Origin of the sequence: Achromobacter sp. D10, from assembly GCF_035282245.1 — a bacterium.
GTDB lineage: Bacteria > Pseudomonadota > Gammaproteobacteria > Burkholderiales > Burkholderiaceae_B > Achromobacter > Achromobacter insolitus.
Genome location: NZ_JAYJLE010000009.1, coordinates 127,793 through 151,036, shown reverse-complemented (window position 1 = coordinate 151,036; position 23,244 = coordinate 127,793). Strand labels below are relative to the sequence as shown.

The window sequence follows — 23,244 nt, the reverse complement described above, 5'->3', positions numbered from 1 at the left end:
GACCAAACCGGCATCCGTCCCTCCCCGCAGCGGTTCGCCCGCCCGATACAATCACGGGCATGAATTCCGCAACGCAAAACACTGCCGCCGACGCCCACGCGGGCCACACCCCCATGATGCAGCAATACCTCCGCCTGAAGGCGGAGGCCGGCCCCTTGCTGCTGTTCTACCGCATGGGGGATTTCTATGAAATGTTCTATGAAGACGCGGAGCGCGGCGCGCGTCTGCTCAACCTGACGCTGACCAAGCGCGGGTCGTCCAATGGCACGCCGATTCCCATGGCGGGATTGCCGGTCCATGCCATGGAGCAATACCTGGCGCGGCTGGTCGCCATGGGCGAATCCATCGCCATTTGCGAGCAGATCGGCGATCCGGCGGCTTCCAAAGGACCCGTCGAGCGCCGCATCGTGCGCATCGTCACGCCCGGCACGCTGACAGATGACGCGCTGCTGCCCGCCAAGGCGGACCGCGCGCTGGCCGCCGTGTTCGTCGGCGGCACGGCGCGCGCGCCGCGCGCGGGGCTGGCCTGGCTGAATCTGGCCAGCGGCGATTTCCGCGTGACCGAATGCGCGCCCGGGCAACTGGAATCCGAACTGCACCGCATCGCGCCGGCCGAAATCGTTTGCGCCGACAGCGCCGAATTCGATTTCCCCTTTGAAGGCGCGCGGGCCCGCGTGCCCGACTGGCACTTCGAAGCCGACAGTGCCCGCGCCCACCTGCTGGCCCATTTCAAGACGGACACATTGGCTGGCTTCGATATCGAAGACATGCCCGCCGGCATATGCGCAGCGGGCGCCCTGCTGCGCTACGCGGCGCGCACCCAGTCGCAGGCCCTGGCCCACGTCCAAAGCCTGTCGGCGGAACGCCCTGGCCAGTACGTGCTGCTGGATCCGGTCACGCGCCGCAATCTCGAACTGACACAGACCCTGTCCGGGGAAGACTCGCCCACGCTGTTCTCGCTGCTGGACGGCTGCCGCACCCCGATGGGCAGCCGCTTGCTGCGGCGTTGGCTGCACCATCCATTGCGCGAGAATGAACCGGCGCTGGCGCGCCAGCAGGCCATTTCGGCGCTGCTGGCTGGCCGCATGGACATGGAGCAGAGCTTCGGGGCGGCCGGCTTCGGCTCGGCCGGCCTGCTGGAATCGCTGCGCGACGCACTGAACGCCTTCCCCGACATCGAGCGTATTGCCGCCCGTCTGGCGCTGCGCTCGGTTCGCCCGCGCGAATTGGCCAGCCTGCGCGATGCGCTTCAGGCCTTGCCCGCGCTCCGCGACCAGGTGGAACCCATGGCGGACTCGCCGCGGCTGGGCGAACTGACCGCTCACTTGTCGGTGGATCCGGCCCTGGCCGCCCTGCTGGTGCGCGCCATCGCCGCCGAACCCGCCGTCGCCATCCGCGACGGCGGCGTCCTGGCTGCCGGATTTGACGCCGAACTGGACGAGCTGCGCGGTCTGGCGGCCGATGGCGGCGACTTCCTGGTGCAGCTGGAAGCGCGTGAGCGCGAGCGCACCGGCATCAGCAATCTGCGCGTGGAATTCAACCGCGTGCATGGCTTCTACATCGAAGTCACCAAGGGCCAGACGGCCAAGGTGCCGGAGGACTACCGCCGCCGCCAGACGCTGAAGAACGCCGAACGCTACATCACCCCTGAACTCAAGACCTGGGAGGACAAGGTGCTGTCCGCCCAGGACCGCTCGCTGGCTCGCGAGAAATGGCTGTTCGAGCAGTTGCTCGACGTGCTGGCCGAGCACGTGCGCCCGCTGTCCGACTGCGCCGCCGCGTTGGCGGAACTGGATGCCTTGGCAGCCCTGGCCGAACATGCGCGCCGCCACGACTGGATCGCGCCCGAACTGTCCGAGCAGGCCGACATCGACATCGACGCGGGCCGCCACCCCGTGGTGGAAAACGCCATCGAACGCTTCACGCCCAATGGTTGCCGGCTGGAGCCCGCGCGCCGCATGCTGCTGATCACCGGCCCGAACATGGGCGGTAAATCGACCTATATGCGGCAGGTGGCGCTGATCGTGCTGCTGGCTCGCATCGGCAGCTTCGTGCCCGCGTCGCGCGCCCGGATTGGCAAGATCGACCGCATCTTCACCCGTATCGGCGCGGCCGACGATCTGGCGGGCGGGCGCTCGACCTTCATGATGGAGATGACCGAGGCCGCCGCCATCCTGTCGGCCAGCACGCCCAACAGCCTCGTGCTGATGGACGAAATCGGCCGCGGCACCTCCACTTACGACGGCCTGGCCCTGGCGTGGGCCATCGCCTGCCGCCTTCTCGCGCACAACCGCGCGCTGACGCTGTTCGCCACCCACTATTTCGAGCTGACGCGCCTGCCCGCCGAACAGCCGGCCTCGGCCAACGTGCACCTGGCCGCGGCGGAGTCGGCCGGCGGCATCGTGTTCCTGCACGAAGTGCGCGAAGGCCCGGCCAGCCGCAGCTACGGGATCCAGGTGGCGCAGCGCGCCGGCGTGCCCGCCGCCGTCATCCGCCAGGCCTCGCGCGAGCTGGAACGCCTGGAAGCCCAGGGCGCGCCCACGCCGCAGCTGGGGCTGTTCGCGGCCGCGGCGGACGCCGACGCGCAAGCCTACGCTCAAGCCGACCGCTCCGACGAGCTGGAGGCGCTGGACGCCCTGCGCGAGGAACTCGCCGCCATCGATCCCGACAGCCTGACCCCGCGCGAAGCGCTGGATGCCCTCTACCGCCTGAAGAAGCACCTGCAATGAACCTTGATCATCCCTTGACGCTGCTGGGCAACCAGAGTCCCAACGACTTCATGCGCCGCTACTGGCAGCGCAAGCCTTTGCTGATCCGCCAGGCCATTCCCGGATTCAAGCCCCCGGTAACCATCGCCGCCATCAAGAAGCTCGCACGCCGCGACGACGTGGAGTCGCGCCTGATCTGGCGCGAAAACGGCGAATGGCAAATGGAGAACGGCCCATTCGCCCGTCTGCCCAAGGACAATGAAGGCGACTGGACGCTGCTCGTGCAAAGTGTCGACCTGCACAGCGACGCCGCCTCCGAACTGATGCAGCTATTCCGCTTCATTCCCGACGCGCGGTTGGACGACGTCATGATCAGCATCGCCAGCCACGGCGGTGGCGTGGGGCCGCATTTCGACAGCTACGACGTGTTCCTGCTGCAGGCGGCGGGCGAGCGCGAATGGCGCTATGGCCGACAAAAGGACCTGTCGCTGGAGCCCGGCTTGCCGCTGAAGATCCTGAGCCGCTTCGAACCCGAAGAAAAGGCCGTGCTGGTCCCCGGAGACATGCTGTACCTGCCGCCTCAAGCCGCCCATGACGGCATCGCCATGGGCGACGGGTGCATGACCATCTCCATCGGTTTCCGCGCGCCCACCCAGGCGACGCTGGCGCGCGGCCTGCTCGAAGCCGCCGCGGACCAGGTCATGGCCCGGGTCGGCCTGCTGGGCGGCCCCTATGGCGAGCCAGCCCTGCCCGGCCCCAAGCTGTCCGCCGTGTATCGCGACCCTGGGCAGCCGGCCGTCGACACCCCCGCCGCCCTGCCCGACGCATTGGTGGCCGCCACGCTGGAAACCGTGGACAAGCTGCGCTTTGACGATGCGCTGGCTGCGCGTTTCCTGGGTTGCTGGCTGACCGAACCCAGCAATCTCAGCGTGTTCGACGCGCCCGAAGGCATGGACGTGGACCTGGAAGAGGACTGGCCTGCCACGGGCAGGCTGGTGCTGGACCGCCGCAGCCGCATGCTGTATCGCGGCAAGCAGCTTTTCATCAACGGGGAAACCGCCATGGCGCCCGCTGAAGCGGCCTTGCGCGCGCTGGCCGATGCACGCAGCCTGGATTGTTCCGACCCGTCCTGCGCGCGCCTGTCCGACGACGCGCGCTCCTGCCTCGCGGATTGGCTGGATTCAGGCTGGCTCCGGTACGAGCCGGCGTAGCATCCGGACACCGCCGCGTATCAGTCCTGTACAGAAGGAAATCAGGTCTGATACGCGGGACACATCAAGAAAGACATAACACGAAGCTGAAAGGTTTGTTGCCGTTGGGATGCGACCTTTTTAACTTTCATACGCGCTGCGCGCACGTGTTCCTGTAGCCTGACCTCTGGTTTCCCCTAATGGGGTTTCAAGAGTCGTCATCTACAGGAGTCTAAAAATGATGAGCAAAACCTTGATTATTGCCTCGGTGCTGGCCGTCGCGCTGAGCGCCTGCAACAAGAAGGAAGATGCCCCGGCGCCCGCGACCAACCCCGCCCCGGGCGCAAGCACGCCCGCCCCGTCCACGACGCCTCCGGCCACCGCGCCGGCTCCGGCGCCCACGCCCAACACCACGCCGGGCGGCGGTTCCACCACCCCCGGCGGCTCGACCACGCCCGCGTCCTAATAAAATTCAGAGACGAACCCCCGCTCTGAAGACGCAAGAAAAAGCCCCGGCTATTGCAGCCGGGGCTTTTTTTCGTCCGCGGCGCTCAGTTGGAGCGCGACGCCCTGGTCAACATAGGCACCAAGAAAAGACGAAAAAAAAGAGGCCCCATCCGGGGCCTCTTTGCGCAGGCCTGCGCCAAGGCGCAGGACCGGTTCGTCTTTACATCTTGTCCTTCAGCACGCTCAGCAGACGCTGGGCGGTGGCGCTGTTGTCGCGCGCGCCATTGGCATCCAGCACCGTCACCAGGGTCTGATCCCCGCTTGCGGCCAGGTGGATACGGTATTGCGGCGCTTCGGCCTTCTTGTCGCCCGAGAACATGCGGCTGAAGAAGCCCGGCTGCTCGATCTTCTCGCCCGTGTCGGTATCGACATAGCGGACGAAGTAATCGCCAGCGGAGCGGTCGCGATCGTCCACGGCAAAACCGCCGCCGTCCAGCGCCACGCCAACACGACGCCATGCGCGGTCGTAGGATTCGCTGACGATAAGCGACGCGCCTTGGGCACGCACGTCCTGCTGCACGGCCGGCTTCTGCGGCGCCGCTTCAGCCTGCTGGACCAGCTTGCGAGCGTTATCGACGTCCGAACCCAGATAGACCATCATGCGGGCAAGCATGGCGGCGTTAAGGCCCGGATCTTCCTTGCCGTTTTGCCATTGCACCTGCATGCCGTCGCTGCCCACGCGCTTTTCAAGCATCTGGCGGTGGCTGACGTAGACCTCGGTATGACCGTTCACGCGTTCGACGCGAGTACGGAATTTCTCGCGCTCGCCGCTATCCCAGGCCGACTCGAGGATCATGCCCAGGGCCTGGCGCAGCCAGCTTTCCGGAATCTTGGCGCGGTTTTCGGCCCAATCGGTTTCGATCAGGCCAGCCGACGGATTATTGCTGGCCACGGTAAAGCCGCTTTCGGTCCAGAAGTCCACCAGACGCGGAAACACGTCTTCCGGCGGACGATCCACGACCAGCCAGCGCAGGTCGCCGTCACGTTCAACGCGCATGTCCTGGCGGCCCGGAAGCACGTTGCTGGTCTTGGGCTGGCTGGCTTGAGCCTGGCCCTGCTGTTGGAACTGCGAATAGGTGGTCGAGCCCGAGGCGGGCGCGCGGTAACGCGGATCGCTGTTGGCCTGGGTCAGGTCAGGCGGGATGCTGAGGGGCTCTCCACGCTGGGTGACTGCGCTCTTGTAATTGACGGACTCTTCATTGCCCAGGAATTGATTGACCTCGCTACAACCGGCCAACAACACCAGAGACATCAATGCCGACAAACCGGCATGACGTTTGTTCATACGTATCCTCACGATATTTAGAGCAGGCCCGTTTCCTGGAGCGCGGCGCGCACGGTCGCGTGGTGCTGCGCTCCGAGTTCAACCAGCGGCAGCCGGTAGCCCAGTGCGCTGCGGCCCATTTCGGCCAACGCCCACTTGACAGGGATGGGGTTGGCTTCAACGAACAAAGCCTTGTTCAGACGCGCCAGGTACGCATTAAGTTCGCGCACCTTCGGCACATTGCCAGCCAGGGCGGCGGCACAGAGCTCGCGCATGAGCTTCGGCGCCACGTTGGCCGTTACGGAAATATTGCCGCGCGCGCCCAGCAGGATCAGGGCAGCGGCGGTGGGATCATCCCCGCTGAAAACCTGGAAGCTGGCCGGCGCTTCACGCAGCAAGAGGCCACCGCGGGCGATGTCGCCCGTGGCGTCCTTGATGCCGATGATGCCCGGCACCTGCGCCAGGCGCAGGATCGTTTCGTTGCTCATGTCGGCAACGGTACGGCCCGGCACGTTGTACAGGATGGTGGGCAGATCGACGGCTTCCGCGACGGTGCGGAAGTGGCGGTACAGCCCTTCTTGCGAAGGCTTGTTGTAATAAGGAACGACGGACAGGCCGGCCTGCGCGCCCACGGCCTTGGCATGGCGCGTCAGGTGGATGGCTTCGTCGGTGGAATTGGCGCCTACGCCCGCGATGACCGGAATGCGGCCCGCTGCGTGTTCGACGGCAACGCGGATCAGTTCCGCGTGCTCTTCCATGGACACCGTAGGCGACTCCCCGGTAGTGCCCACCACCACCAGTGCGTCGGTTCCTTCCTGGATATGCCAGTCGATCAGCGACCGGTAGGCAGCGTAGTCCAGGCTGCCGTCGGGCTGCATAGGGGTGACGAGGGCCACCATGCTGCCTTGGAAATTAACGCCTGCGGCGGTTGCAGGGGATGCCATAAATGTAGGGCTCCAAAACCCCACGGCAGGATGCCCCGGGGCCAGAATCAATGAAACTATTGAGTTTAACGGATATTGGCTGAAATCCTACAGAAACCACTGGACTATGGTCGTCCCCATGGCAAGCACGGGGCGCATCAAAAGCCAGAGCACGTCCGTCACCAGCAGGACAACGACGATCACCAGGCCATACGGCTCGATTTTCGAGTACTGCCAGGCCATGCGATTGGGCAGCAGGCTGAAGAGGATCCGTCCCCCGTCCAGCGGCAGGATGGGCAACAAATTCAGCGCCATGAGCACCAGGTTGACGTTCACCCCGGCCACGGCCATTTCGAACCAGAACGACTCCTGCAGCCCGGACTCCAGGAAGAGGCGCAAGGAGAACGCCCACAGGACGGCCATGAGCAGGTTCGCGGCGGGCCCTGCCAACGCCACCCAAAGCATGTCCTGTTTGGGCCTGCGCAAGCGGCTGAAATCCACCGGCACGGGCTTGGCCCAGCCGAACAGCATGCCGGGGCTGCCCAACAGCTTGGACGCCAGCAGGATCGCCACCGGCACCAGCAGCGTGCCGACGGGATCGATGTGCCGCGCCGGATTCAGGCTGATGCGTCCGGCCTGGTAGGCCGTGGGGTCGCCGAACATGCGCGCGACAAAGCCGTGCGCGGCTTCGTGCAAGGTGATGGCGAAAATGACCGGTATCGCGTAGACCGCAATGGTTTGGATGATGTCGTTCATGGCGAACCGGATTGTAGATGAGCCACGAGCCGGCGCATGCCGGCTTTTGGATCGGCGCGGTGGACGCGGTCAGGCAAGACCGAGGGTGGCAGGATCGCCTCGTCCGACGCGCACCACCACCGGCTCGTCGCCGGTAAGGTCGATCACGGTGGTGGGCGATTGTGGGCAGGCGCCCGCGTCGATGATGGCCGCCAGGGAATGTTCGTAGCGTTCGCGGATTTCTTCCGCGTCGTTCAGCGCTTCGGTCTCGTCCTTGGGGATGAGCGTAGTGGACAGCAAGGGCGCCCCCACCTGCTCCAGCAAGCCCAGCATGACCGGATGATCCGGCACGCGGATGCCGATGGTCTTGCGCGATGGGTGCGACACGCGGCGCGGCACTTCCTTGGTGGCTTCGAGGATGAAGGTCCAGGGTCCCGGCGTGGCTGCCTTCAGCAGGCGGTACTGGCGGTTGTCGACGCGCGCGAAATGGCCGATTTCGGCCAGGTCGCGGCATAGCAGCGTGAGATGATGGCGCTCGTCCAGGCCCCGCAGGCGGCGCAGTCCGTCGGCGGCGTTCTTGTCGTCCAGACGCGCCACCACGGCGTAACTCGAGTCAGTGGGTACCGCGACCAATCCCCCGTCGGCAAGCCATTGGGCCGCCTGCTTGAGCAGGCGCGGTTGCGGATTCGCGGGATGGATGGAGAAATACAGGGCCATGGGTTTATCCTAACACTCTTGAAGGCCGCTCAGTAAAGGGCGGCGATGCAAAATGGCGGGAACGCCGACCCGCCCGGAGAAACAGTATGCGCCTTGATGACTCGCGCGAAAGCGACAATGTGGAAGACCGCCGTTCCAGCGGCCCACGTATCGGCGGCCGCGGCACCATCGGCATAGGCACGATCGTGCTCGCCCTGGTCGCCATGTATTTCGGCGTGGATCCCAGCGTGGTCCTGCAGATGGCCGAAGGCCCGCCCGTGCAGCAACAGGAGACACCGGCCTCGCGCCCGCCCGCCAACGACCCGCAGGCCGTCTTCGTCTCCAAGGTGCTGGGTGAAACCGAAGACACCTGGAGCGCCATCTTCCAGAAAGACCTGAACCGCCAGTACGTGGCGCCCAAGCTGGTGCTGTTCCGCGGCGCCACGCCCACCGCCTGCGGCACGGGGCAGTCGGCCATGGGCCCGTTCTACTGCCCGGGCGACAGCAAGGTTTACATCGATCTGGCGTTCTTCGACGAATTGCAAAGCCGCTTCAAGGCGCCCGGCGACTTTGCCCAGGCTTATGTGATCGCGCATGAGGTCGGGCATCACGTCCAGCACCTGCTGGGCATTTCGGATCAGGTCGACAATCTGCGGCGCCGCAACCCGTCCCAGGCCAACGCCTTGTCCGTGCGCATGGAGTTGCAGGCCGACTGCTTCGCGGGCTTGTGGGCGCAGCGCGCCAACGCAGCGCGCAACATCCTGGAAAGCGGCGACGTGGAAGAAGCCCTGGCCGCCGCCACCGCGATCGGCGACGACCGCCTGCAAAAGCAGAGCCAGGGCTATGTCGTGCCCGACACCTTCACGCACGGATCCTCGGCGCAGCGCGTGCGCTGGTTCAAGCGCGGGCTGGAGAGCGGCAGCATCAAGCAATGCGACACGTTCGGCGCCAGCTCGCTGTAGGCGCGTGAGCACCAACTCCCGCGCCGCCCCCTTCGCTGTATATCCATACAGCAAAGAGGGCGGCGCAGTCTTCATCTTGTAAGATTACGCCCCCTCGCTGTGTTGCGCGTGCGTTCGCCGCTGCGCGGCGCATGCCAGGCGCGCTGTCCGGCGCGCGCATTTCCAAGACCCTAGATCCGTTCCATGGCCAACAAGTTCGAACCGTTAATCACCGTTGATGAGGTGCAAGAGATTCTTGCCGAACCCAAGGAAACCGTAAAACCGATCACCTGGGCGCCGAAGCCCGCCGCCAGCAATCCCCAGTGGATGGAATTCGCGTGCGCCTGTCGGGTCAAGGGCGAAGTGCGCGAAGACGTGATCTTCCGAGCAATCTATCGCGGCGCCCGCACGGCCGTGCATGGCCAGGCCACCATTTTCCTGGCCGAAGCGTTCTGCGCCAGTCTCTTCGTGGGCCCGCACCGCGTGTTCGGCGTGGACACCGACGACTCCTTCCACACCAGTCTGGTGGGCGAAGGCCGGCCGCAGTACCGCAAGCCGCTTGCGGACCGCAGCCATGAACACATCTGGGTGGACGAAGGCGAAGGCTATGCCGAGCCCATCGTGCCCGCCCTGCAGAATATCGGCGCGCTGATGCAGTATTTCCTGCCGCGGGCGAACCTGACGCTGACCGGCGGTTTCGCGCATCCCCTCAAAGGCCGCCAAATCGAACTGATCCTATGAGCAATTTCCTGGAAGCCTCCGGCTGGACCGTCCTGCCGGCGGGTGAACACGCCATCCGAGCCATATCGCCCATGACGCTGGGCCTGGACGGACAGCACGCGGCCTTCTTCATCGCGCATCCCGACGAGTCCACGTTCTATCTGACCGACGCCTGTGAGACCGCGATGCACGCCTCCAGCTACGGCATCGACCTGGCGGCCAAGCGCATCGACATCCTGAATGAAACGCCGGGCGTCAGCCTGGCGCACTTCGACCGCGACGGCGCCATCGTCGCGTCCGGCCCCAACGAACAACTGCAGGAAGCCCTGTGGGATGCGGTCAAGCTGGCGATGGCGCTCTCGTTCCAATGCGCCAAGTGGATGCCCAAGTTCAGCCAGCTGCGCTTTCGCGCGCAGGTCGGACGCGCCTTGACGGCAGGCGTGGGCGTGAACCGGATGGTCAAGGGCGCGCGCGCCAAAGGCAGCAGCGGCCACACGGCCGACTTCGCGTTCGCGGTACGGGCAGCCGGAAGCACCGCGCTGACCTACATCGAGCCCATCGCCCTGAAGGCCGGCAAGAAAATGGATTGGACGCAGGTCTACCAGACCCACGGCAAGATGTCAGACGTGAAGATGGCCGACGCGCGCAACTCGCGCATGGTCATCCTGGAAGACGGCGCCTCGGCCGAGGAATTCAAGAAGGCCGTGACCATACTGGAACAGTCCGCAACCGTGCAGACGCTGGCCAAAACGCGGGATTGGCGGGAAGTCTTTTCCAGCTAGGACGGGCGTCAGGCTGGCATGTTGGTCAGGCCGTCGACGATCTCGCGGCCATGCAGGATGGCTGCATGCACCGCTTCGCGCGGACTGTAGACAAAACCGCCTTCGGCAAAACGCGGAACCGGGTATTCGTCGCCGCCTTCGAGCACGGCGCCTGCCTGGACCACCATCACCGACGCAATGAATACGGGGCCACTGGATTGCGCCTGAACCTCGGCGTCTGCGCCCCGGGACACTTTGGCCGTCAGCCGGTATCCCTTGTAGATCAAGTTGTTCTGATGCACTTCGGATGCCCTCTTTCTGCGATCCAGCATACCCCGGCTGTTCATGACAGGTCGGATAAGTTTTGTAACCCTGGCAGAAAATAGAAACACTGTTGCATCGCAAGAATTGCGTCCCCATTTGCCGCACGCAACGCGCGGAGTGATTGGGGGAGTCGCCCGGCCAGGCGTGACGCGGCTTGTGGCGTGATGCATAGCCTGGTCGTGATATGTCCCCAGAGCGAATCCGGGGGATTTCCCTAGCCCTGTTGCATATGCACACCTTGTTGCGTGATCACGCAGCGGCGTGCAGGTCTCGCTGCGCGAAACCCCGGGCGACTTCATCGGCCTGGCCGAAGAACGAGGGAAATTGCCGTTCGCCCTTTTTCGTGATGCTCAGCGCCCGCGAATCCAGGTCCTTGCTGACCCAGCCGCGCCGGGTCAGCGCATCCAGCAGGGCCGCGCCCAAGGCGCCGCCCAGATGCGAGCGGCGTTCGCTCCAATCCAGGCAGGAACAGGCGAAGCGGCGCCGGCGCTGGCGCGCCTGCGCCACGTCCACGCCAATCTGCGCCAACGCGGCCTCGCCCAGCGGCGTCAGGAGGTAATCGCGCCCATCCGCCGCCAGCCATTGCCGCGACAACATGGCGTCGTGGATACGCACGGCCAGCGTGCCAGCCATATGGTCATAGCAGGTGCGCGCCTCGCGCAGAGCGGAAGGCGTATTGGGCTTGAACGGCACCCGTTCGGCGCCGGCCACGACCAGCAACGCCTCCAGCGCATGTGCGACCTCACTGTTGGACAAGCGGTAATAACGATGCTTGCCCTGCACGGCCATTTCAACCAGGCCTTGCTCCCGCAGGCGCTGGAAATGGCTGCTGGCCGTGGAAGCGCCGATTTCGGCGGCGGCGGCCAGTTCGGTCGCCGTGCGGGCGCGCCCGTCCAGCAACACGCACAGCATGCGTGCGCGCGCCGGGTCGGCGATGGCGCCTGCCACGGCGGAAAGATTGATGTCGGCGAACTCGGATTCCATGATTCGGCCCTGATCAAAGTGTTGCGTGCACGGTCAAGCATACTGCGACTCGACACCACAAGACAGCCGGCCCTGCCGGATAGCCATGCGCGCAACCCCACCCTTCTTCGGCTGGACAGTTCTTTACGCCACGTTCGTCCTGGCGGTCTTCGGCTGGGGCGTCGGCTTCTACGGCCCGCCCGTCTTCCTGCACGCGGTGGCCGGGCGCACAGGCTGGGGCGTCGCCCTCGTATCGGGCGCCGTCACCCTGCATTTTCTTTGCGGCACCGTGGTGGTCGCCAACCTGCCGCGCCTGTATCGGCGCTGCGGCGTGCCTGCGGTGACGCTGGGCGGCGCCGTGCTGCTCGCATTGGGCGTGGGCGGCTGGGCCACGGCCGCGCAACCCTGGCAGTTGTACGTGGCCGCGCTCTTTTCCGGCATGGGTTGGGTGACCTTGGGCGCGGCAGCCGTTAATGCGTTGATCTCCCCCTGGTTCGCGCGCCGCCGGCCCGCCGCGTTGGGCATGGCCTACAACGGCGCCAGCGTAGGCGGCATCGTCTTTTCGCCCTTGTGGGTCTACCTGATCAGCCACGCCGGCTTCGCACAGGCCGCGTTGTGGGTCGGCCTGGCCATGGTGGCGGTGATCGCGGTGCTGTCGCGCAAGGTGTTTGCCATTACGCCGCAGCAGCTCGGACAGGAACCGGACGGCGCGACAGGAACGCCGCACGCGGTGGCCGCCGCAAGCTCCGTATCGCCAGTGCCGGTGGCGAACCTGTGGCACAACCGGGCTTTCCTCACACTGGCTGCGGGCATGGCGCTGGGGCTGTTCGCCCAGATCGGCCTGATTGCTCACCTGCTGTCGTTGCTGGCGCCACCGCTGGGCGCGCAGACCGCCGGAATTGCGATGGGACTGGCGACGGCTGCGGCCATCGCAGGCCGAACGTTGGTGGGCTGGTTGATGCCGGCCGGAGCGGACCGGCGCATCGTAGCTTGCCTGGCCTACGCGATACAGATCGGCGGCTCGTTGGTCCTGATGCTGGCCGCCGAACACGCCTGGGCCATCTGGCTGGGCGTACTCCTGTTCGGCTCGGGCATAGGCAACGCGACTTCATTGCCGCCACTGATCGCGCAGAGCGAATTTGCGCGCGAGGACTCGCAACGCGTGGTGCCGCTGATCGTCGCCATATCGCAAGGCGCCTATGCCTTCGCGCCTGCCTTGTTCGGCCTGCTGCGCGCCTGGTCCGAGCAGGCCGGACAGCCGCTCTTCTGGTTCCTCGCGGTAGCAGCCAGCCTGCAGGCGGCCGCCATCGCAGGTTTTGCGCTGGGGCGGGTCAGGCCAACCCGCCGCGACGGGCAACCAGCGCGGCCATGACGGCATCGCCGGCTTCGCCCGCCAGGCCTTCGGCCACCCCGCGCCGATCGGCAAGCGAGCGGTTCTGGCTGACTTTCCATTTGCCTTCGATGCGCGAGACAGGAATCTCCACGCCCACGATGGCGCGCATCTGCGCGGCGATGAAATCCGCTGGCGCCTCATCCACGCGCCAGGGTTGCGCCCTGGCCTTCTCCTGGCTATCGGTCAAGGCATCCAGCTGTGCGCGCAGCCAGGCCGGATCATCCTGGATGACCGGCGAGCCCCAGACATGCACGGCGACGAAATTCCAGGTGGGCACGAACTTGTGGGTTTCGGCCTTGGTCGGATACCAGGAGGGCGTCACGTAGGCTTGGGGCCCGTGAAAAACGATCAGGCACTCCCGGCCCGTCGCCAGGTCGGCAAGCTGCGGATTGGCTCGGGCCACGTGCAAGCGCAGCACGCCGTGCGGCCCTTCGGGATACAGCAGACAGGGAATATGGTTTGCCATCAACCCGCCATCACCGCTGGTCATGAGCACACCCAGGGGATGGGCGCGGATGAAATCGTGCTGAACTTCAAGCGAATCTTCGCGAAAGGCGGATGGCAGATACATGGCGGGTTCGGCGGTAGCGGGCAAAGCCAGAACATACCGCTATCGTGGCCCCATTACCAGGGCCAGGCCAACACCTTTTCATGGGGCCACAGAACTCAAACCGCCAGTGGCTTTTCCAGCAGCACGGTCGTAAAGCCGCTGTCCCACTCTTCGTCTGGATAGCTGTCGATTTCCGCGTAGCCATGTTTGCCGTAGAACCGCCGGCTCCGCTCGTTGAAGGTGTCCGTCTCCAGGCGCGCGCGTCCGAACCCCTGCTCGCGGATGGCCGCTTCCACCCGGCTCAGCAAAGCCCCGCCCACGCCCTGGCCTTGCCTCGCGGGATGCACATGCAAAGCCCAGATGAAGTCGTTCTCCCAGTCCGCCATGCCAGCCAGCACGCCTTCGATTTCACACACCAGGAAGAGGTGCCCCCGGGTGTGCACATACGTGGCCGTCTTGCCGCTTGCGCGAAATTGCCGATCCCGTTCGGCCGTCATTTGTGGCATCCACGTGCTTTCGTAGGTGCGCATCAGCAGGTCTTCCAGCAATGCCGCATCCTCGGGCCGCGCGGGCCTGATCAAGAATTTCTGTTGGTCCGTCATGCGCGGCAGTGTAGCAATGCCCGCGCCCAGGCCGCGAAGGGAAATGCGCGCAGCTATCGTCGCACCCGCTCGTACGCCTGGTTCATACGGTCCCGAGCCTGCGTTTCATTGGCATAGGCGCGGTCATAAGTGTCCAGGCAATCCTGCGTGGGATTCGGCCACTTTATCGCGGCGATTGCGTCGGTGAGCTCGTCGCGGGCCCGCTGCCAATCCTTGACGGCGGCATACCACTGCTTGGCGGTGTCCATAGTTGTCTCCCTATGTTCACGCTTCCATCGTAGTCCCGCGGCGGCATCCCGCGGCGGCTATTTCGGCCTACCCGAAAAGGCGCCGGGAGTCGGTGCCTGGAATTCAGGAGCAAGCCAAATCCACTTTTACGAAAATGGAATTCTGCTTTCCGGCGAAACCTTGTTTTCACCCCCACGCAAGACGCCAATGCGCGAGACGAATGAAGCAATAATTGCGCAGGCCATGACGCGCGGCCTCCCCCGCGGCGTCGGACGTCACTAATTGGAAGACAAGAACATGAAGCTCCATCTCGCCCTGGCCGCCTGCTGCGCAGTGATCGGCCTTGCCGGCTGCACCAACCTGCCCAAGCCGCAGAACTACTCCACGTCCCTGGGCGAAAACCAAAGCCGGCTCAAACAGGATCCCGACTGGAGCGCTGGCATGGTGTGGGTGCGTCCCGGGCCCCCTGTCAGCAGCCAGTACCAGAAGAAACTCATTCTCGAACCGGTGCGGTACATCCAGGGCGACCGACCGGATGAGCTGAACATGAAGGATGACAGCGTCATGCGCGAGCGCGCGCTGGCATACCTGAACGAGGCGATCCGGCGCGAGTTCGAGCAAGCCGGCTATCAATTGCTGACCCGCCCCGCGCCGCACGCGCTGCGCCTGTCCGCCGCCATCACCGGCACGTTCCGCAACGAACGCGACCCCAGGATCATGGAGTACGTACCCATCGGCTTCGTAATCGGCCAGACGGTCAAGGCTGCTGGCTACCGGGACCAATCCGCTCGCCTGCTGCTCGAAGCCGCCCTGCGCGACGCCAACACCAATGAATTGCTCATCACTTCGCTCGGCACCGTGACGGGCGGCAATCTGCCTGCCGACCGCAAACCCACGGCGGACGACGTGCGCAGCGCCATCGATGACTGGGCGCGGCATGCGCGCGAACAGTTCGACCGCATCTGGCTCGAAAACGAACCGCAAGCCGGTTAGCACCGGCGCCCGGCGCAAGCTCCTGCCTGGCGCCGACAGCTCCTGATCCATCAGGGCGGAACATAATGGGGCATCGCGGGTCGAATCCATCGCGTTTTTCACCTGAAAATCACGATGTGATGAATATTGACGTCAACCCTCACTTACCCAGCGCCACGGCTAATGCTACTGTTCCGCCTGTGCAAGGAGTACATGCAATGGATCAGAAAACCAAGCCCTGGGCTTTTCCCAAGCCGCATCCGGAAAACACCCCCCGGGGCGAACGCAACAAACAGGAGTTCGACGCTCCTGCCCAAACCCCGAAAACTGCGCCCAAGCCGCGCGGCAAGAAGGAGACACCGGCCGCCAGCCGGGCTCGCTCATGAGCCTGGCGGCTATGGCACGCGCCGCCGCGGCCCTGGCTGTCACGATGCAGGAACGCTAGCGGCGCGCCATCGCCGTTCCGCTTGCCGGGCGCGCCGGCCAGATCCCAAGAAGCAAAGCCCCCGTGCATGGTCGACGCCAGCGGCACGGGTGGAAGCAGGCTCAGCGTAATCCCCTAGGCCTGCCGCGCATCACACCCGCTATCCTCGCGGACGTGTCTATGCGCGACTACCCATGACCCCTCGTCTGGATCTGTATACCCTGCAGGTGTTCCTGGCAGTGCTGGAAGAAGGCAGCATCGCCGCTGCCGCCACGCGCGAACATATCGCGCCGTCAGCACTGTCCAAGCGCTTGTCCGAACTCGAACGCGTTCTGGACGTGCCGCTGTTCCAGCGCCATGCGCGCGGCATGGAACCCACCAGCGCCGCGCGCGCGCTGGCGCGGCGCGCGCGCACTTTGCTGCATCAAACCCAGGACCTGGCCGACGAAATCCGCGACTACTCCACCGGCCTGCGCGGGCGGGTGCGCGTGGCGGCCAACCTGTCTTCGATCGCGCAGTTCCTGCCGATGGAACTGCGCCGCTTCCTGACGCAACATCCTCACGTGCAGATCGATCTGGAAGAGTCCGTCAGCTCTGGCGTCACCCGCGCGGTAATCGACAACACCGCCGATATCGGCGTCTACACGCAGTCCGACGACGAAAACGGCCTGGACATCTTTCCCTACCACCGCGACGTCATGGCGCTGGTGGCACCTTCGGGTCACCCCCTGTCGCGGCACCGGCAGATATCGTTTGCCGACACGCTGGATTACGACCACGTGGGCATGCACCGGGGCAGCGCCGCGAACTATCTGTTCACGCGTGAAGCCGCCTCCATGAACCGCTCGCTGCGGCTGCGCTTCCAGGTCACCTCTTACGACGCGCTGGTGTCCATGGTGCGCGCGGACCTGGGGATAGGCATTGTGCCGACCAAGGCCCTGTCCGCTTACGTCTGCGATGAACTCTGCATCATTCCGCTGACCGATGCCTGGGCCAGGCGACAACTCAAATTGTGCGTGCGCAGCAATGAATCGCTGTCGGGCGCCGCCCGGCTGCTGCTGGATCACCTGATCGCCGAAGCCGCAACGCAGCAATAACGTCCGCGGCCCTGCCGACGCGCGAGGCATGCCGTCCGAGCCATCGCGTTTCGCGATACCCCGCCGAATATTCACGATTTGTCCTGCCGGGGTCCATCACTGAAGATAGTGGCCGACAACCCATGTCCCGGACATCGCCGCGAGACCCTCGCGCAAGCGCGGATCCGGGCGCCAGGAGACGAAAAGCCGTGAGCCTTCCAGACCGAGTCGAAATCGTGGAAGTCGGCATGCGTGACGGGCTGCAAATCGAGTCCGAGTTCGTGCCCACTGACACCAAAATCCAGATCCTGAACGCGCTGATCGATGCTGGCGTACGGCATTTCGAGGCCACGTCTTTCGTGTCGCCGCGCGCCGTGCCGCAGATGCGCGATGCCCAGGACGTCCTGGAAGGCGTGCATAAGCGTCCGGGCGTCGTGCTGGGCGCGCTGGCGCCCAACCGCAAGGGCGTCGAACGCGCGCTGCAATCGAAAGCCGACGAAGTCGTCGTATTCCTGTCGGCCACCGAAAGCCACAACACCAAGAACCTGAACCGTCCCGTCGAACAGTCGCTGCGCGACATCGAAGACGTCGCACAGCTGTTGAAAGACCATCCCATCAAGCGCAAGGGCGCCATTGCCGTCGCCTTCGGCTGCCCTTTCGAAGGCGACGTGGATCTGGGTCGCATCCGGACCATCTTCGACCATTTCGCGCGCCAGGGCTTCGATGCCGTGACACTGGGGGACACCACCGGCATGGCCACGCCGCGCCTGGTACGCAACACGGTCGAAGCGCTGCGCGCCGACCATCCCGGCATCAAGATATCGCTGCACTTCCACAATACGCGCGGCATCGGACTGGTGAACGTGGTGGAAGGTCTGCGGGCCGGCGTCACTTCGTACGAGTCTTCGCTGGCGGGCCTGGGTGGCTGTCCGTTCGCCCCCGGCGCCACCGGCAATATCTGTACCGAAGACCTGGTCTATCTGCTTGATGAAATGGGCGTGGACAGCGGTATCGATCTGGGCGAGCTGATCAAGGTGGCGCAACGCCTGGAAGGCATTATCGGCCGCGGCCTGCCCGGCCAGCTGATGAAGGCCGGACCGCGCCTGCGCCTGCACGACTACAACGTAGCCGCCGGCGCCGTGGGCTGAGGAGGCAGCATGGACAGCAAATCCAATCGCGGCGCGCTGCTGAAACTATCGGACCTGCGCGAGACCGGCGTCAACCTGAACCGTCCCGAATGCGTGCTGAGCACGGCAGCGGGCGATCTCTACGTATCGGACAAGGCCGGCGGCATACGCCACATCCTGCCCAATGGCGATGCGCGGCTGATCGGCGCCCAAGCCGGGCTGATTCCCAACGGCTTCGCCTTGCTGCGCGACGGCTCCTTTGCGGTCGCGAACCTGGCCGACGATGGCGGCGTCTGGCGCGTGCAGCGCGACGGCGCCGCGGAACCCCACATCATGGAGATCGAAGGGGTGACGCTGCCCAGCGTCAACTTTGTCTGGCTGGATGATCGGGAGCGCTTGTGGATCTGCGTGAGCACGGTGCGCCGGGGCGACCATCAGTTCCGCCGCGACATCGCCGACGGCTTCATCGCGGTGCGCGACCAGCGAGGCACGCGCGTGGTGGCCCAGGACGTGCATTGGACCAACGAATGCCGCACCGATCCAAGCGGCACGTATCTTTACGTCAACGAAACCTTCGGCCGGCGCCTGCTGCGTTTTCGCATCGGCGCCGATGGGAACCTCAGCGAACGGACGGTCATCACGGAATTCGGCAAGGGCACCTATCCCGACGGCATGGCGGTCGACGTAGAGGGCCACATCTGGGTGGTCAGCGTGGTTTCCAACCGGGTGATACGCGTCAGCCCCGACGGCAAGCAACAGCTGGTGCTGGAAGACTGCGATGCCGCGCATATCGACAGACTGGAAGCCGAATACCTGGCCAATCGCCTGAGCCGCCCCATGGTCTATGACAACCATAGCAAGAGGCTGCAAAACATCACCAGCCTGGCGTTCGGCGGCCCAGAACGCAAGACCGCCTACATGGGTTGCATCAATGGATCCCGGCTGGCGGTGTTCGATTCGCCGGTCGCCGGGCTCAAGCCGGTGCACTGGAACTGGTAGCCCGGACCGCAATCCGGAGGAGACATCATGAACAAGAAAATATCGCAGCCCCTGGCCCGCGCCTCGGCGGCCTTGCTGGCCCTTTCGATTACCGTCGCCGGCGCATTCGCCCCCGCGGCCGATGCGCAGGCGCGCGAAATGAAGATCGCGACCATCGCCGCGTCCAACAGCCCCTGGGACCACGCCATGCGAGCCTTTGCCGAAGAGGCGGCCAGGCAATCCCAGAACGACCTGCAAGTACACGTCTATACGGACGGACAGCTGGGCGACATCAGCAAGATCCTGTCTTCGATGCAACTGGGCACGCTGGACATGGGCTACTTCGGCCTGGGATCCGTGGTGTTCCTGCGGGGCGCCCAGCCTCTGAACATTTTGTACGCGCCCTATCTGTTCAAAAGCGGCGAACAGGCCGAACGCATCATCAATAGCGATGAGTTCGCGCAGATCTTCGACGACGTGGCAAAGAAATCGGGCGTGCGGGTGTTTGCGGCCTTTGGCATACGCTCGCCGCGCGCACTGCAGACCGTGTCGCGCCCCATCAACAAGCCTGAAGACGTCAAAGGCCTGAAGCTGCGCGTCCCCTCGATCCCCATTTTGAAGTCCACCTTCGAGAAGCTGGGCGCGCAGGTGGTGCCGCTGGGCATGACCGAAATCTACACAGCGCTGGGCCGCGGCATGATAGACGGCCAGGACAACGGCTTCGACCTGTCGATTCCCCTGCGCTTCCACGAAGAGGCGAAATACTGGGCGGCAACGGATCACGCCTACGAGCTGACCGGCTGGTTCATTTCCGAGCGCGTCTGGCAAGGCCTGGACGCCAAGCAGCGCCAGGCGCTGACCGAGGCGGCCAAGGCCGGAGGCAAAGTCGCCACCAAGCTGGACCAGGAGCTGGACGACAACGCGATCAAAATCCTGAAGGACGCCGGGGTCACGTACACACAGCCCGACAAAGCCGCGTTCAAGGCGGCGCTGGCCACCGTCTACCAGCAATACGAAGGCAAAGACTGGCCTGCCGGCATGGTTGAACGCATACAGAAGATGCAGGAGTAAGCCATGGGCGCGCCCATGCCCGCGACGACGGTTCGCCCCGCGGCCCACGCGACATCCGGCTGGCGCAGCCTGGTCCTGCGCGCAGACCGCGTCGTGTGCTGGACCGGCCGGCTCGCCGTGGCCCTTACCCTGGCCATGGTGCTGATTTTTTGCTTCGCCCAGGTGCTGGACCGCTATCTGCTGAAAACGCAGTTCGACGCCTGGGACCAGATCGCCCGCATCGGCATGCTGTGGTGCGCATTTGTCGGCGCCGCCATGGCATTGCGCGAACGGCGCAACGTGGTCATCGACATCATCGACCGCCACCTGCCGCAACGCGTGCGGCGCGTGCGCGACCGCCTGTTCGACGCCACCTTGCTGGCGCTGGCCGCAACCCTGTTCTACAAGGGTCTGGACGTGGTCGCCGTGGGAAATTTCCAGGACATCGTCGGCACGCCCTTCACCTATGCCGTCAGCTACGCCTCCCTGACCGTGGGCATGGTGTTCTTCATGCTGTTCCTGGCCTTGCGCCTGCTGATCCCTGACGCAGCCGCGCCGCTGGACGCTTTTGCGCGCGACGAGTCCGACACCCCTGGGACGCACCCATGATCCTCTTTTCCGTCGTGCTTTTCGTCGTGCTCATCCTGGTCGGGCTGGACATAGGCTTCGCGATGATCACCGCCGCCCTCATCGGCATGCTGTTCAAGGGCGGCGGCGGGGTCGATATCGCCCAGGCGCCGCTGTCCATGCTGGGCGGCATCGACGAGACCGCCCTCGTCGCCATTCCGCTCTTCATCCTGGCCGGTGAACTCATGAACCGCGGCGGCGTCACGCTGCGGCTCATCAACTGGTCCATGGCCATGGTCGGACATATGCGCGGCAGCCTGTCGCAAGTGTCCCTGACCACCAACCTGGTCATGGCCGGCATCAGCGGCTCCGCGGTGGCGGACGCAAGCGCCATCGGCACCGCGATGATTCCGTCGATGAAGCGCGAAGGCTACCGGCGCGGTTACCCCGAAGCCGTCATCGCTTGCGGCGCCATGCTGGGCCCCATCCTGCCGCCATCGATCCCGATGATCGTGTACGCGGTGCTGGCCAACCTGTCCATCATCCGCCTGTTCCTGGCTGGCATTATTCCCGGCTTCATGCTGCTGGCGGGGTACATGGCCATCTGCGCCTGGCAGGCACGGCGGCATGGCTACAAATCGCGCCCTCGAGCCAGTTGGCCCGAGCGGGCCCAGGTCACGCGCGCGTCCATCTGGGCGCTGATGATGCCGGTCCTGATCATCGCAGGCATACGCTTCGGCCTCCTGACCGACACCGAGGCGGCGGCGTTCGTGGCCGTGTACGCCCTGCTGGTGGGCCTGGCCGTGTACCGGGAACTGAAGCCGGGCGAACTGGGATCTGCTTTTTACTCTGCCGGTCGCACCATGGCGGTGGTGCTGTTCCTGCTGGCGGCCGCCGGCCCCTTCAGCTGGCTGATCAGCGAATCGCGCGTCGCGGCCACGATCGCCAAGGGCATCCTGGGCGTCTCGGATCAGCCCTGGGTGGTGCTGCTGACGGTGAACGTGTTCCTGATCCTGGTGGGCAAGATACTCGAACCGCTGCCCGCCATGATCATCACCCTGCCCGCGCTACTGCCTATTGGCGCCCAGCTGGGCATGGATCCGATCCAGTACGCCATGATCCTGATCCTGAACCTGATGACGGGCATGCTGACCCCGCCTGTCGGCATTCTGCTGTTTGTCACGTCCGCCGTGGGTCGCACCCCGATAGGCCCGATCGTGCGCGAGATCGTTCCCTTCTTCATCTGGTCGTTGATCGTGCTTGCGCTGATCTGCGCCTTTCCTCCCCTGACTTTGTGGCTGCCGGGACTGGGCCGCTGACCATAAACAAAAGCTGAAAAGATGCACACCATGCCACTTACCGGAATCCGCGTCCTCGACCTGACACGCATCATCTCAGGGCCGTACTGCACATCCATACTTGCTGACATGGGCGCCGAGGTGATCAAGATCGAGGCTCCCGGCGAAGGCGATCCCATTCGCCGCCAGGGCGTCATCAAGGACGGGCTGAGCTGGTACTTCGCCAACTACAACCGCAACAAGCGGTCGGTCACGCTGGACCTGTACAGCGCGCAAGGCAAAGAGATCCTGCGCCAGCTGATACCGAGCTGCGACGTCGTGATCGAAAACTACCGGCCCGGCATCATGGACAAGATGGGCTTCGGCGACGAAGCCCTCAAAGCGCTGCGCCCGGACATCATTCACTGCAGCATCAACGGCTTCGGCACGTCCGGCCCGTACCGCGACCGGCCCGCATTCGATTTCATTGCCCAGGCCATGAGCGGCTTCATGAGCCTGAACGGCGGCGAAGACAATCCTCCCATGCGCGCCGGCCCACCCATCAGCGACCTGGCCGCCGGCCTGAACGGCGCGCTGGGCGTCGTCGCCGCGCTCTTGCGCCGCGAGCGCACCGGCCGCGGCGATTCCATCAGCGTCAGCCTGCTTTCCAGCATGATAGGACTGCTCAGCTTCCAGGCGTCCAACTACTTCGCCAGCGGCGAACTGCCGCCGCGCACCGGAAACGACCACGGCATCGTGGCCCCCTACGGTTTGTTCGAGACCGCGGATGGCCAGGTTGCGATCGCGCCGTCCAACGACGCCATGTACGAGAAGCTGCTGGATGCGCTGGAACTTCCTGAACTGCGCGCGCACCCGGACTTCCGGACCAACGCGGACCGCATGCTGAACCGCGCATCCATCAAGGCCGTCATCGAGGCCCGCACCCGCCAGAAGGACAGCCACCATTGGATCGAACGCCTGAACCAGTTCGGCGTGCCCTGCGGGCAGGTGCTGAACCTGCAGGAAGTGTTTGATGATCCGCAGGTGGCCGACCAGCAGATGGCCATAGACGTGCCCCATCCCGATGGCCAGCAGGTACGGATGCTGGGCTTTCCGATCAAGTTCGCCGATGCGCCCTGCCAGGCCCGCAGCGCCGCGCCTGCGTTAGGCGCGGACACCGATGCAGTGCTGGAAGACCTGGGACTGTCCCGCAACCGGATCCGCGAACTGCGCGAGCAAGGAGTCGTCTAACCCACACCGACTGCCCT

General features: G+C 65.0%; 25 protein-coding genes. 16 read left to right on the top strand and 9 right to left on the bottom strand.

The features are described 5' to 3' along the window. Window positions 1–59: 59 nt before the first annotated feature. The 3 genes from mutS to VCS63_RS21625 all read left to right on the top strand — a co-directional run bounded on the left by mutS (window position 60) and on the right by VCS63_RS21625 (window position 4,364). Window positions 60–2,729 carry a DNA mismatch repair protein MutS gene (gene mutS, locus VCS63_RS21635; RefSeq protein WP_082884651.1) on the top strand — a complete coding sequence of 890 codons (2,670 nt, stop codon included), beginning with the start codon at window positions 60–62 and terminating at the stop codon, window positions 2,727–2,729. Beyond that, on the top strand, window positions 2,726–3,919 hold the full coding sequence (locus tag VCS63_RS21630) for a cupin domain-containing protein (RefSeq protein ID WP_323881014.1): 1,194 nt from the start codon (window positions 2,726–2,728) through the stop codon (window positions 3,917–3,919). Before mutS ends, VCS63_RS21630 begins: the two co-directional genes overlap by 4 nt. A gap of 217 nt (window positions 3,920–4,136) precedes the next feature. Then, window positions 4,137–4,364 (top strand): hypothetical protein, encoded by a 228-nt coding sequence (locus VCS63_RS21625; RefSeq protein ID WP_042794515.1) that lies wholly within the window; start codon window positions 4,137–4,139, stop codon window positions 4,362–4,364. A 201-nt stretch (window positions 4,365–4,565) separates the two neighbouring features. On the opposite strand, the gene bamC is transcribed toward VCS63_RS21625, so the two are convergent. The 4 genes from bamC to VCS63_RS21605 all read right to left on the bottom strand — a co-directional run bounded on the left by bamC (window position 4,566) and on the right by VCS63_RS21605 (window position 8,044). Next, on the bottom strand, window positions 4,566–5,690 hold the full coding sequence (gene bamC / locus VCS63_RS21620) for an outer membrane protein assembly factor BamC (RefSeq protein ID WP_323881013.1): 1,125 nt from the start codon (window positions 5,688–5,690) through the stop codon (window positions 4,566–4,568). A gap of 17 nt (window positions 5,691–5,707) precedes the next feature. Further along, a complete protein-coding gene (gene dapA / locus VCS63_RS21615) occupies window positions 5,708–6,613 on the bottom strand; it encodes a 4-hydroxy-tetrahydrodipicolinate synthase (RefSeq protein ID WP_042794517.1) in 906 nt (301 codons plus the stop codon). An 87-nt stretch (window positions 6,614–6,700) separates the two neighbouring features. Next, a complete protein-coding gene (locus tag VCS63_RS21610; protein WP_042794518.1) occupies window positions 6,701–7,348 on the bottom strand; it encodes a site-2 protease family protein in 648 nt (215 codons plus the stop codon). Between the two features lie 69 nt (window positions 7,349–7,417). Next, on the bottom strand, window positions 7,418–8,044 hold the full coding sequence (locus VCS63_RS21605) for an L-threonylcarbamoyladenylate synthase (protein ID WP_063960638.1): 627 nt from the start codon (window positions 8,042–8,044) through the stop codon (window positions 7,418–7,420). Window positions 8,045–8,130: 86 nt separating this feature from the next. On the opposite strand from VCS63_RS21605, the gene VCS63_RS21600 reads away from it, so the two are divergent. From VCS63_RS21600 to VCS63_RS21590, 3 genes are all read left to right on the top strand, one after another. Beyond that, on the top strand, window positions 8,131–8,985 hold the full coding sequence (locus tag VCS63_RS21600; protein ID WP_042794519.1) for a neutral zinc metallopeptidase: 855 nt from the start codon (window positions 8,131–8,133) through the stop codon (window positions 8,983–8,985). Between the two features lie 183 nt (window positions 8,986–9,168). Beyond that, entirely contained in the window at window positions 9,169–9,705 is a 537-nt protein-coding gene (locus VCS63_RS21595) for a hypothetical protein (protein WP_042794520.1), read from the top strand. Continuing rightward, window positions 9,702–10,466, top strand: coding sequence for a DUF1828 domain-containing protein (locus VCS63_RS21590; protein ID WP_042794521.1), 765 nt, complete (start codon window positions 9,702–9,704; stop codon window positions 10,464–10,466). Before VCS63_RS21595 ends, VCS63_RS21590 begins: the two co-directional genes overlap by 4 nt. A gap of 8 nt (window positions 10,467–10,474) precedes the next feature. On the opposite strand, the gene VCS63_RS21585 is transcribed toward VCS63_RS21590, so the two are convergent. Then, the gene (locus VCS63_RS21585; protein WP_041655905.1) at window positions 10,475–10,747 is read right to left on the bottom strand and encodes a hypothetical protein; all 273 of its coding nucleotides are present in this window, start codon (window positions 10,745–10,747) and stop codon (window positions 10,475–10,477) included. 271 nt (window positions 10,748–11,018) lie between these two features. Continuing rightward, window positions 11,019–11,753 carry an ArsR/SmtB family transcription factor gene (locus VCS63_RS21580; RefSeq protein WP_280133794.1) on the bottom strand — a complete coding sequence of 245 codons (735 nt, stop codon included), beginning with the start codon at window positions 11,751–11,753 and terminating at the stop codon, window positions 11,019–11,021. A gap of 85 nt (window positions 11,754–11,838) precedes the next feature. On the opposite strand from VCS63_RS21580, the gene VCS63_RS21575 reads away from it, so the two are divergent. Further along, entirely contained in the window at window positions 11,839–13,104 is a 1,266-nt protein-coding gene (locus VCS63_RS21575; protein ID WP_323881012.1) for an MFS transporter, read from the top strand. On the opposite strand, the gene VCS63_RS21570 is transcribed toward VCS63_RS21575, so the two are convergent. The 3 genes from VCS63_RS21570 to VCS63_RS21560 all read right to left on the bottom strand — a co-directional run bounded on the left by VCS63_RS21570 (window position 13,064) and on the right by VCS63_RS21560 (window position 14,525). Then, on the bottom strand, window positions 13,064–13,696 hold the full coding sequence (locus VCS63_RS21570; RefSeq protein WP_323881011.1) for an FMN-binding negative transcriptional regulator: 633 nt from the start codon (window positions 13,694–13,696) through the stop codon (window positions 13,064–13,066). The genes VCS63_RS21575 and VCS63_RS21570 overlap by 41 nt on opposite strands. A gap of 95 nt (window positions 13,697–13,791) precedes the next feature. Further along, entirely contained in the window at window positions 13,792–14,277 is a 486-nt protein-coding gene (locus VCS63_RS21565) for a GNAT family N-acetyltransferase (RefSeq protein WP_042794526.1), read from the bottom strand. Window positions 14,278–14,330: 53 nt separating this feature from the next. Continuing rightward, the gene (locus VCS63_RS21560; RefSeq protein WP_042794527.1) at window positions 14,331–14,525 is read right to left on the bottom strand and encodes a hypothetical protein; all 195 of its coding nucleotides are present in this window, start codon (window positions 14,523–14,525) and stop codon (window positions 14,331–14,333) included. A 277-nt stretch (window positions 14,526–14,802) separates the two neighbouring features. Here VCS63_RS21560 and VCS63_RS21555 point away from each other — a divergent pair, with 277 nt between their 5' ends. The 9 genes from VCS63_RS21555 (at window position 14,803) to VCS63_RS21515 (ending at window position 23,227) form a co-directional block, all read left to right on the top strand. Then, the gene (locus VCS63_RS21555; RefSeq protein ID WP_042794528.1) at window positions 14,803–15,498 is read left to right on the top strand and encodes a DUF3313 domain-containing protein; all 696 of its coding nucleotides are present in this window, start codon (window positions 14,803–14,805) and stop codon (window positions 15,496–15,498) included. 197 nt (window positions 15,499–15,695) lie between these two features. Beyond that, on the top strand, window positions 15,696–15,863 hold the full coding sequence (locus VCS63_RS21550; RefSeq protein WP_164793875.1) for a hypothetical protein: 168 nt from the start codon (window positions 15,696–15,698) through the stop codon (window positions 15,861–15,863). 232 nt (window positions 15,864–16,095) lie between these two features. Beyond that, on the top strand, window positions 16,096–16,998 hold the full coding sequence (locus VCS63_RS21545; RefSeq protein ID WP_063641083.1) for a LysR family transcriptional regulator: 903 nt from the start codon (window positions 16,096–16,098) through the stop codon (window positions 16,996–16,998). Window positions 16,999–17,186: 188 nt separating this feature from the next. Beyond that, window positions 17,187–18,125: a hydroxymethylglutaryl-CoA lyase gene (locus VCS63_RS21540; protein WP_076814747.1), complete on the top strand. Its 939-nt coding sequence runs from the start codon at window positions 17,187–17,189 to the stop codon at window positions 18,123–18,125. A gap of 9 nt (window positions 18,126–18,134) precedes the next feature. After that, on the top strand, window positions 18,135–19,103 hold the full coding sequence (locus tag VCS63_RS21535; RefSeq protein WP_063641082.1) for an SMP-30/gluconolactonase/LRE family protein: 969 nt from the start codon (window positions 18,135–18,137) through the stop codon (window positions 19,101–19,103). A gap of 27 nt (window positions 19,104–19,130) precedes the next feature. Continuing rightward, window positions 19,131–20,153 carry a TRAP transporter substrate-binding protein gene (locus tag VCS63_RS21530; protein ID WP_042794530.1) on the top strand — a complete coding sequence of 341 codons (1,023 nt, stop codon included), beginning with the start codon at window positions 19,131–19,133 and terminating at the stop codon, window positions 20,151–20,153. Between the two features lie 3 nt (window positions 20,154–20,156). Beyond that, window positions 20,157–20,741 (top strand): TRAP transporter small permease, encoded by a 585-nt coding sequence (locus VCS63_RS21525; protein WP_042794531.1) that lies wholly within the window; start codon window positions 20,157–20,159, stop codon window positions 20,739–20,741. After that, a complete protein-coding gene (locus VCS63_RS21520; RefSeq protein ID WP_042794532.1) occupies window positions 20,738–22,018 on the top strand; it encodes a TRAP transporter large permease in 1,281 nt (426 codons plus the stop codon). The genes VCS63_RS21525 and VCS63_RS21520 overlap by 4 nt, the downstream gene beginning before the upstream one ends. Window positions 22,019–22,048: 30 nt before the next feature. Continuing rightward, window positions 22,049–23,227 (top strand): CaiB/BaiF CoA transferase family protein, encoded by a 1,179-nt coding sequence (locus VCS63_RS21515; RefSeq protein WP_223306515.1) that lies wholly within the window; start codon window positions 22,049–22,051, stop codon window positions 23,225–23,227. Window positions 23,228–23,244: the final 17 nt, after the last annotated feature.

Bases quoted from the DNA above. Each gene is read 5' to 3' on its own strand.
- VCS63_RS21600 (WP_042794519.1), top strand. From the start codon at position 8,131: ATGCGCCTTGATGACTCGCGCGAAAGCGACAATGTGGAAGACCGCCGT.
- VCS63_RS21595 (WP_042794520.1), top strand. From the start codon at position 9,169: ATGGCCAACAAGTTCGAACCGTTAATCACCGTTGATGAGGTGCAAGAG.
- VCS63_RS21530 (WP_042794530.1), top strand. From the start codon at position 19,131: ATGAACAAGAAAATATCGCAGCCCCTGGCCCGCGCCTCGGCGGCCTTG.
- mutS (WP_082884651.1), top strand. From the start codon at position 60: ATGAATTCCGCAACGCAAAACACTGCCGCCGACGCCCACGCGGGCCAC.
- VCS63_RS21630 (WP_323881014.1), top strand. From the start codon at position 2,726: ATGAACCTTGATCATCCCTTGACGCTGCTGGGCAACCAGAGTCCCAAC.
- VCS63_RS21515 (WP_223306515.1), top strand. From the start codon at position 22,049: ATGCCACTTACCGGAATCCGCGTCCTCGACCTGACACGCATCATCTCA.
- dapA (WP_042794517.1), bottom strand. From the start codon at position 6,613: ATGGCATCCCCTGCAACCGCCGCAGGCGTTAATTTCCAAGGCAGCATG.
- VCS63_RS21625 (WP_042794515.1), top strand. From the start codon at position 4,137: ATGATGAGCAAAACCTTGATTATTGCCTCGGTGCTGGCCGTCGCGCTG.
- VCS63_RS21560 (WP_042794527.1), bottom strand. From the start codon at position 14,525: ATGGACACCGCCAAGCAGTGGTATGCCGCCGTCAAGGATTGGCAGCGG.
- VCS63_RS21605 (WP_063960638.1), bottom strand. From the start codon at position 8,044: ATGGCCCTGTATTTCTCCATCCATCCCGCGAATCCGCAACCGCGCCTG.
- VCS63_RS21550 (WP_164793875.1), top strand. From the start codon at position 15,696: ATGGATCAGAAAACCAAGCCCTGGGCTTTTCCCAAGCCGCATCCGGAA.
- bamC (WP_323881013.1), bottom strand. From the start codon at position 5,690: ATGAACAAACGTCATGCCGGTTTGTCGGCATTGATGTCTCTGGTGTTG.
- VCS63_RS21580 (WP_280133794.1), bottom strand. From the start codon at position 11,753: ATGGAATCCGAGTTCGCCGACATCAATCTTTCCGCCGTGGCAGGCGCC.
- VCS63_RS21610 (WP_042794518.1), bottom strand. From the start codon at position 7,348: ATGAACGACATCATCCAAACCATTGCGGTCTACGCGATACCGGTCATT.
- VCS63_RS21555 (WP_042794528.1), top strand. From the start codon at position 14,803: ATGAAGCTCCATCTCGCCCTGGCCGCCTGCTGCGCAGTGATCGGCCTT.
- VCS63_RS21570 (WP_323881011.1), bottom strand. From the start codon at position 13,696: ATGTATCTGCCATCCGCCTTTCGCGAAGATTCGCTTGAAGTTCAGCAC.
- VCS63_RS21565 (WP_042794526.1), bottom strand. From the start codon at position 14,277: ATGACGGACCAACAGAAATTCTTGATCAGGCCCGCGCGGCCCGAGGAT.
- VCS63_RS21575 (WP_323881012.1), top strand. From the start codon at position 11,839: ATGCGCGCAACCCCACCCTTCTTCGGCTGGACAGTTCTTTACGCCACG.
- VCS63_RS21520 (WP_042794532.1), top strand. From the start codon at position 20,738: ATGATCCTCTTTTCCGTCGTGCTTTTCGTCGTGCTCATCCTGGTCGGG.
- VCS63_RS21535 (WP_063641082.1), top strand. From the start codon at position 18,135: ATGGACAGCAAATCCAATCGCGGCGCGCTGCTGAAACTATCGGACCTG.
- VCS63_RS21590 (WP_042794521.1), top strand. From the start codon at position 9,702: ATGAGCAATTTCCTGGAAGCCTCCGGCTGGACCGTCCTGCCGGCGGGT.
- VCS63_RS21545 (WP_063641083.1), top strand. From the start codon at position 16,096: ATGACCCCTCGTCTGGATCTGTATACCCTGCAGGTGTTCCTGGCAGTG.
- VCS63_RS21525 (WP_042794531.1), top strand. From the start codon at position 20,157: ATGGGCGCGCCCATGCCCGCGACGACGGTTCGCCCCGCGGCCCACGCG.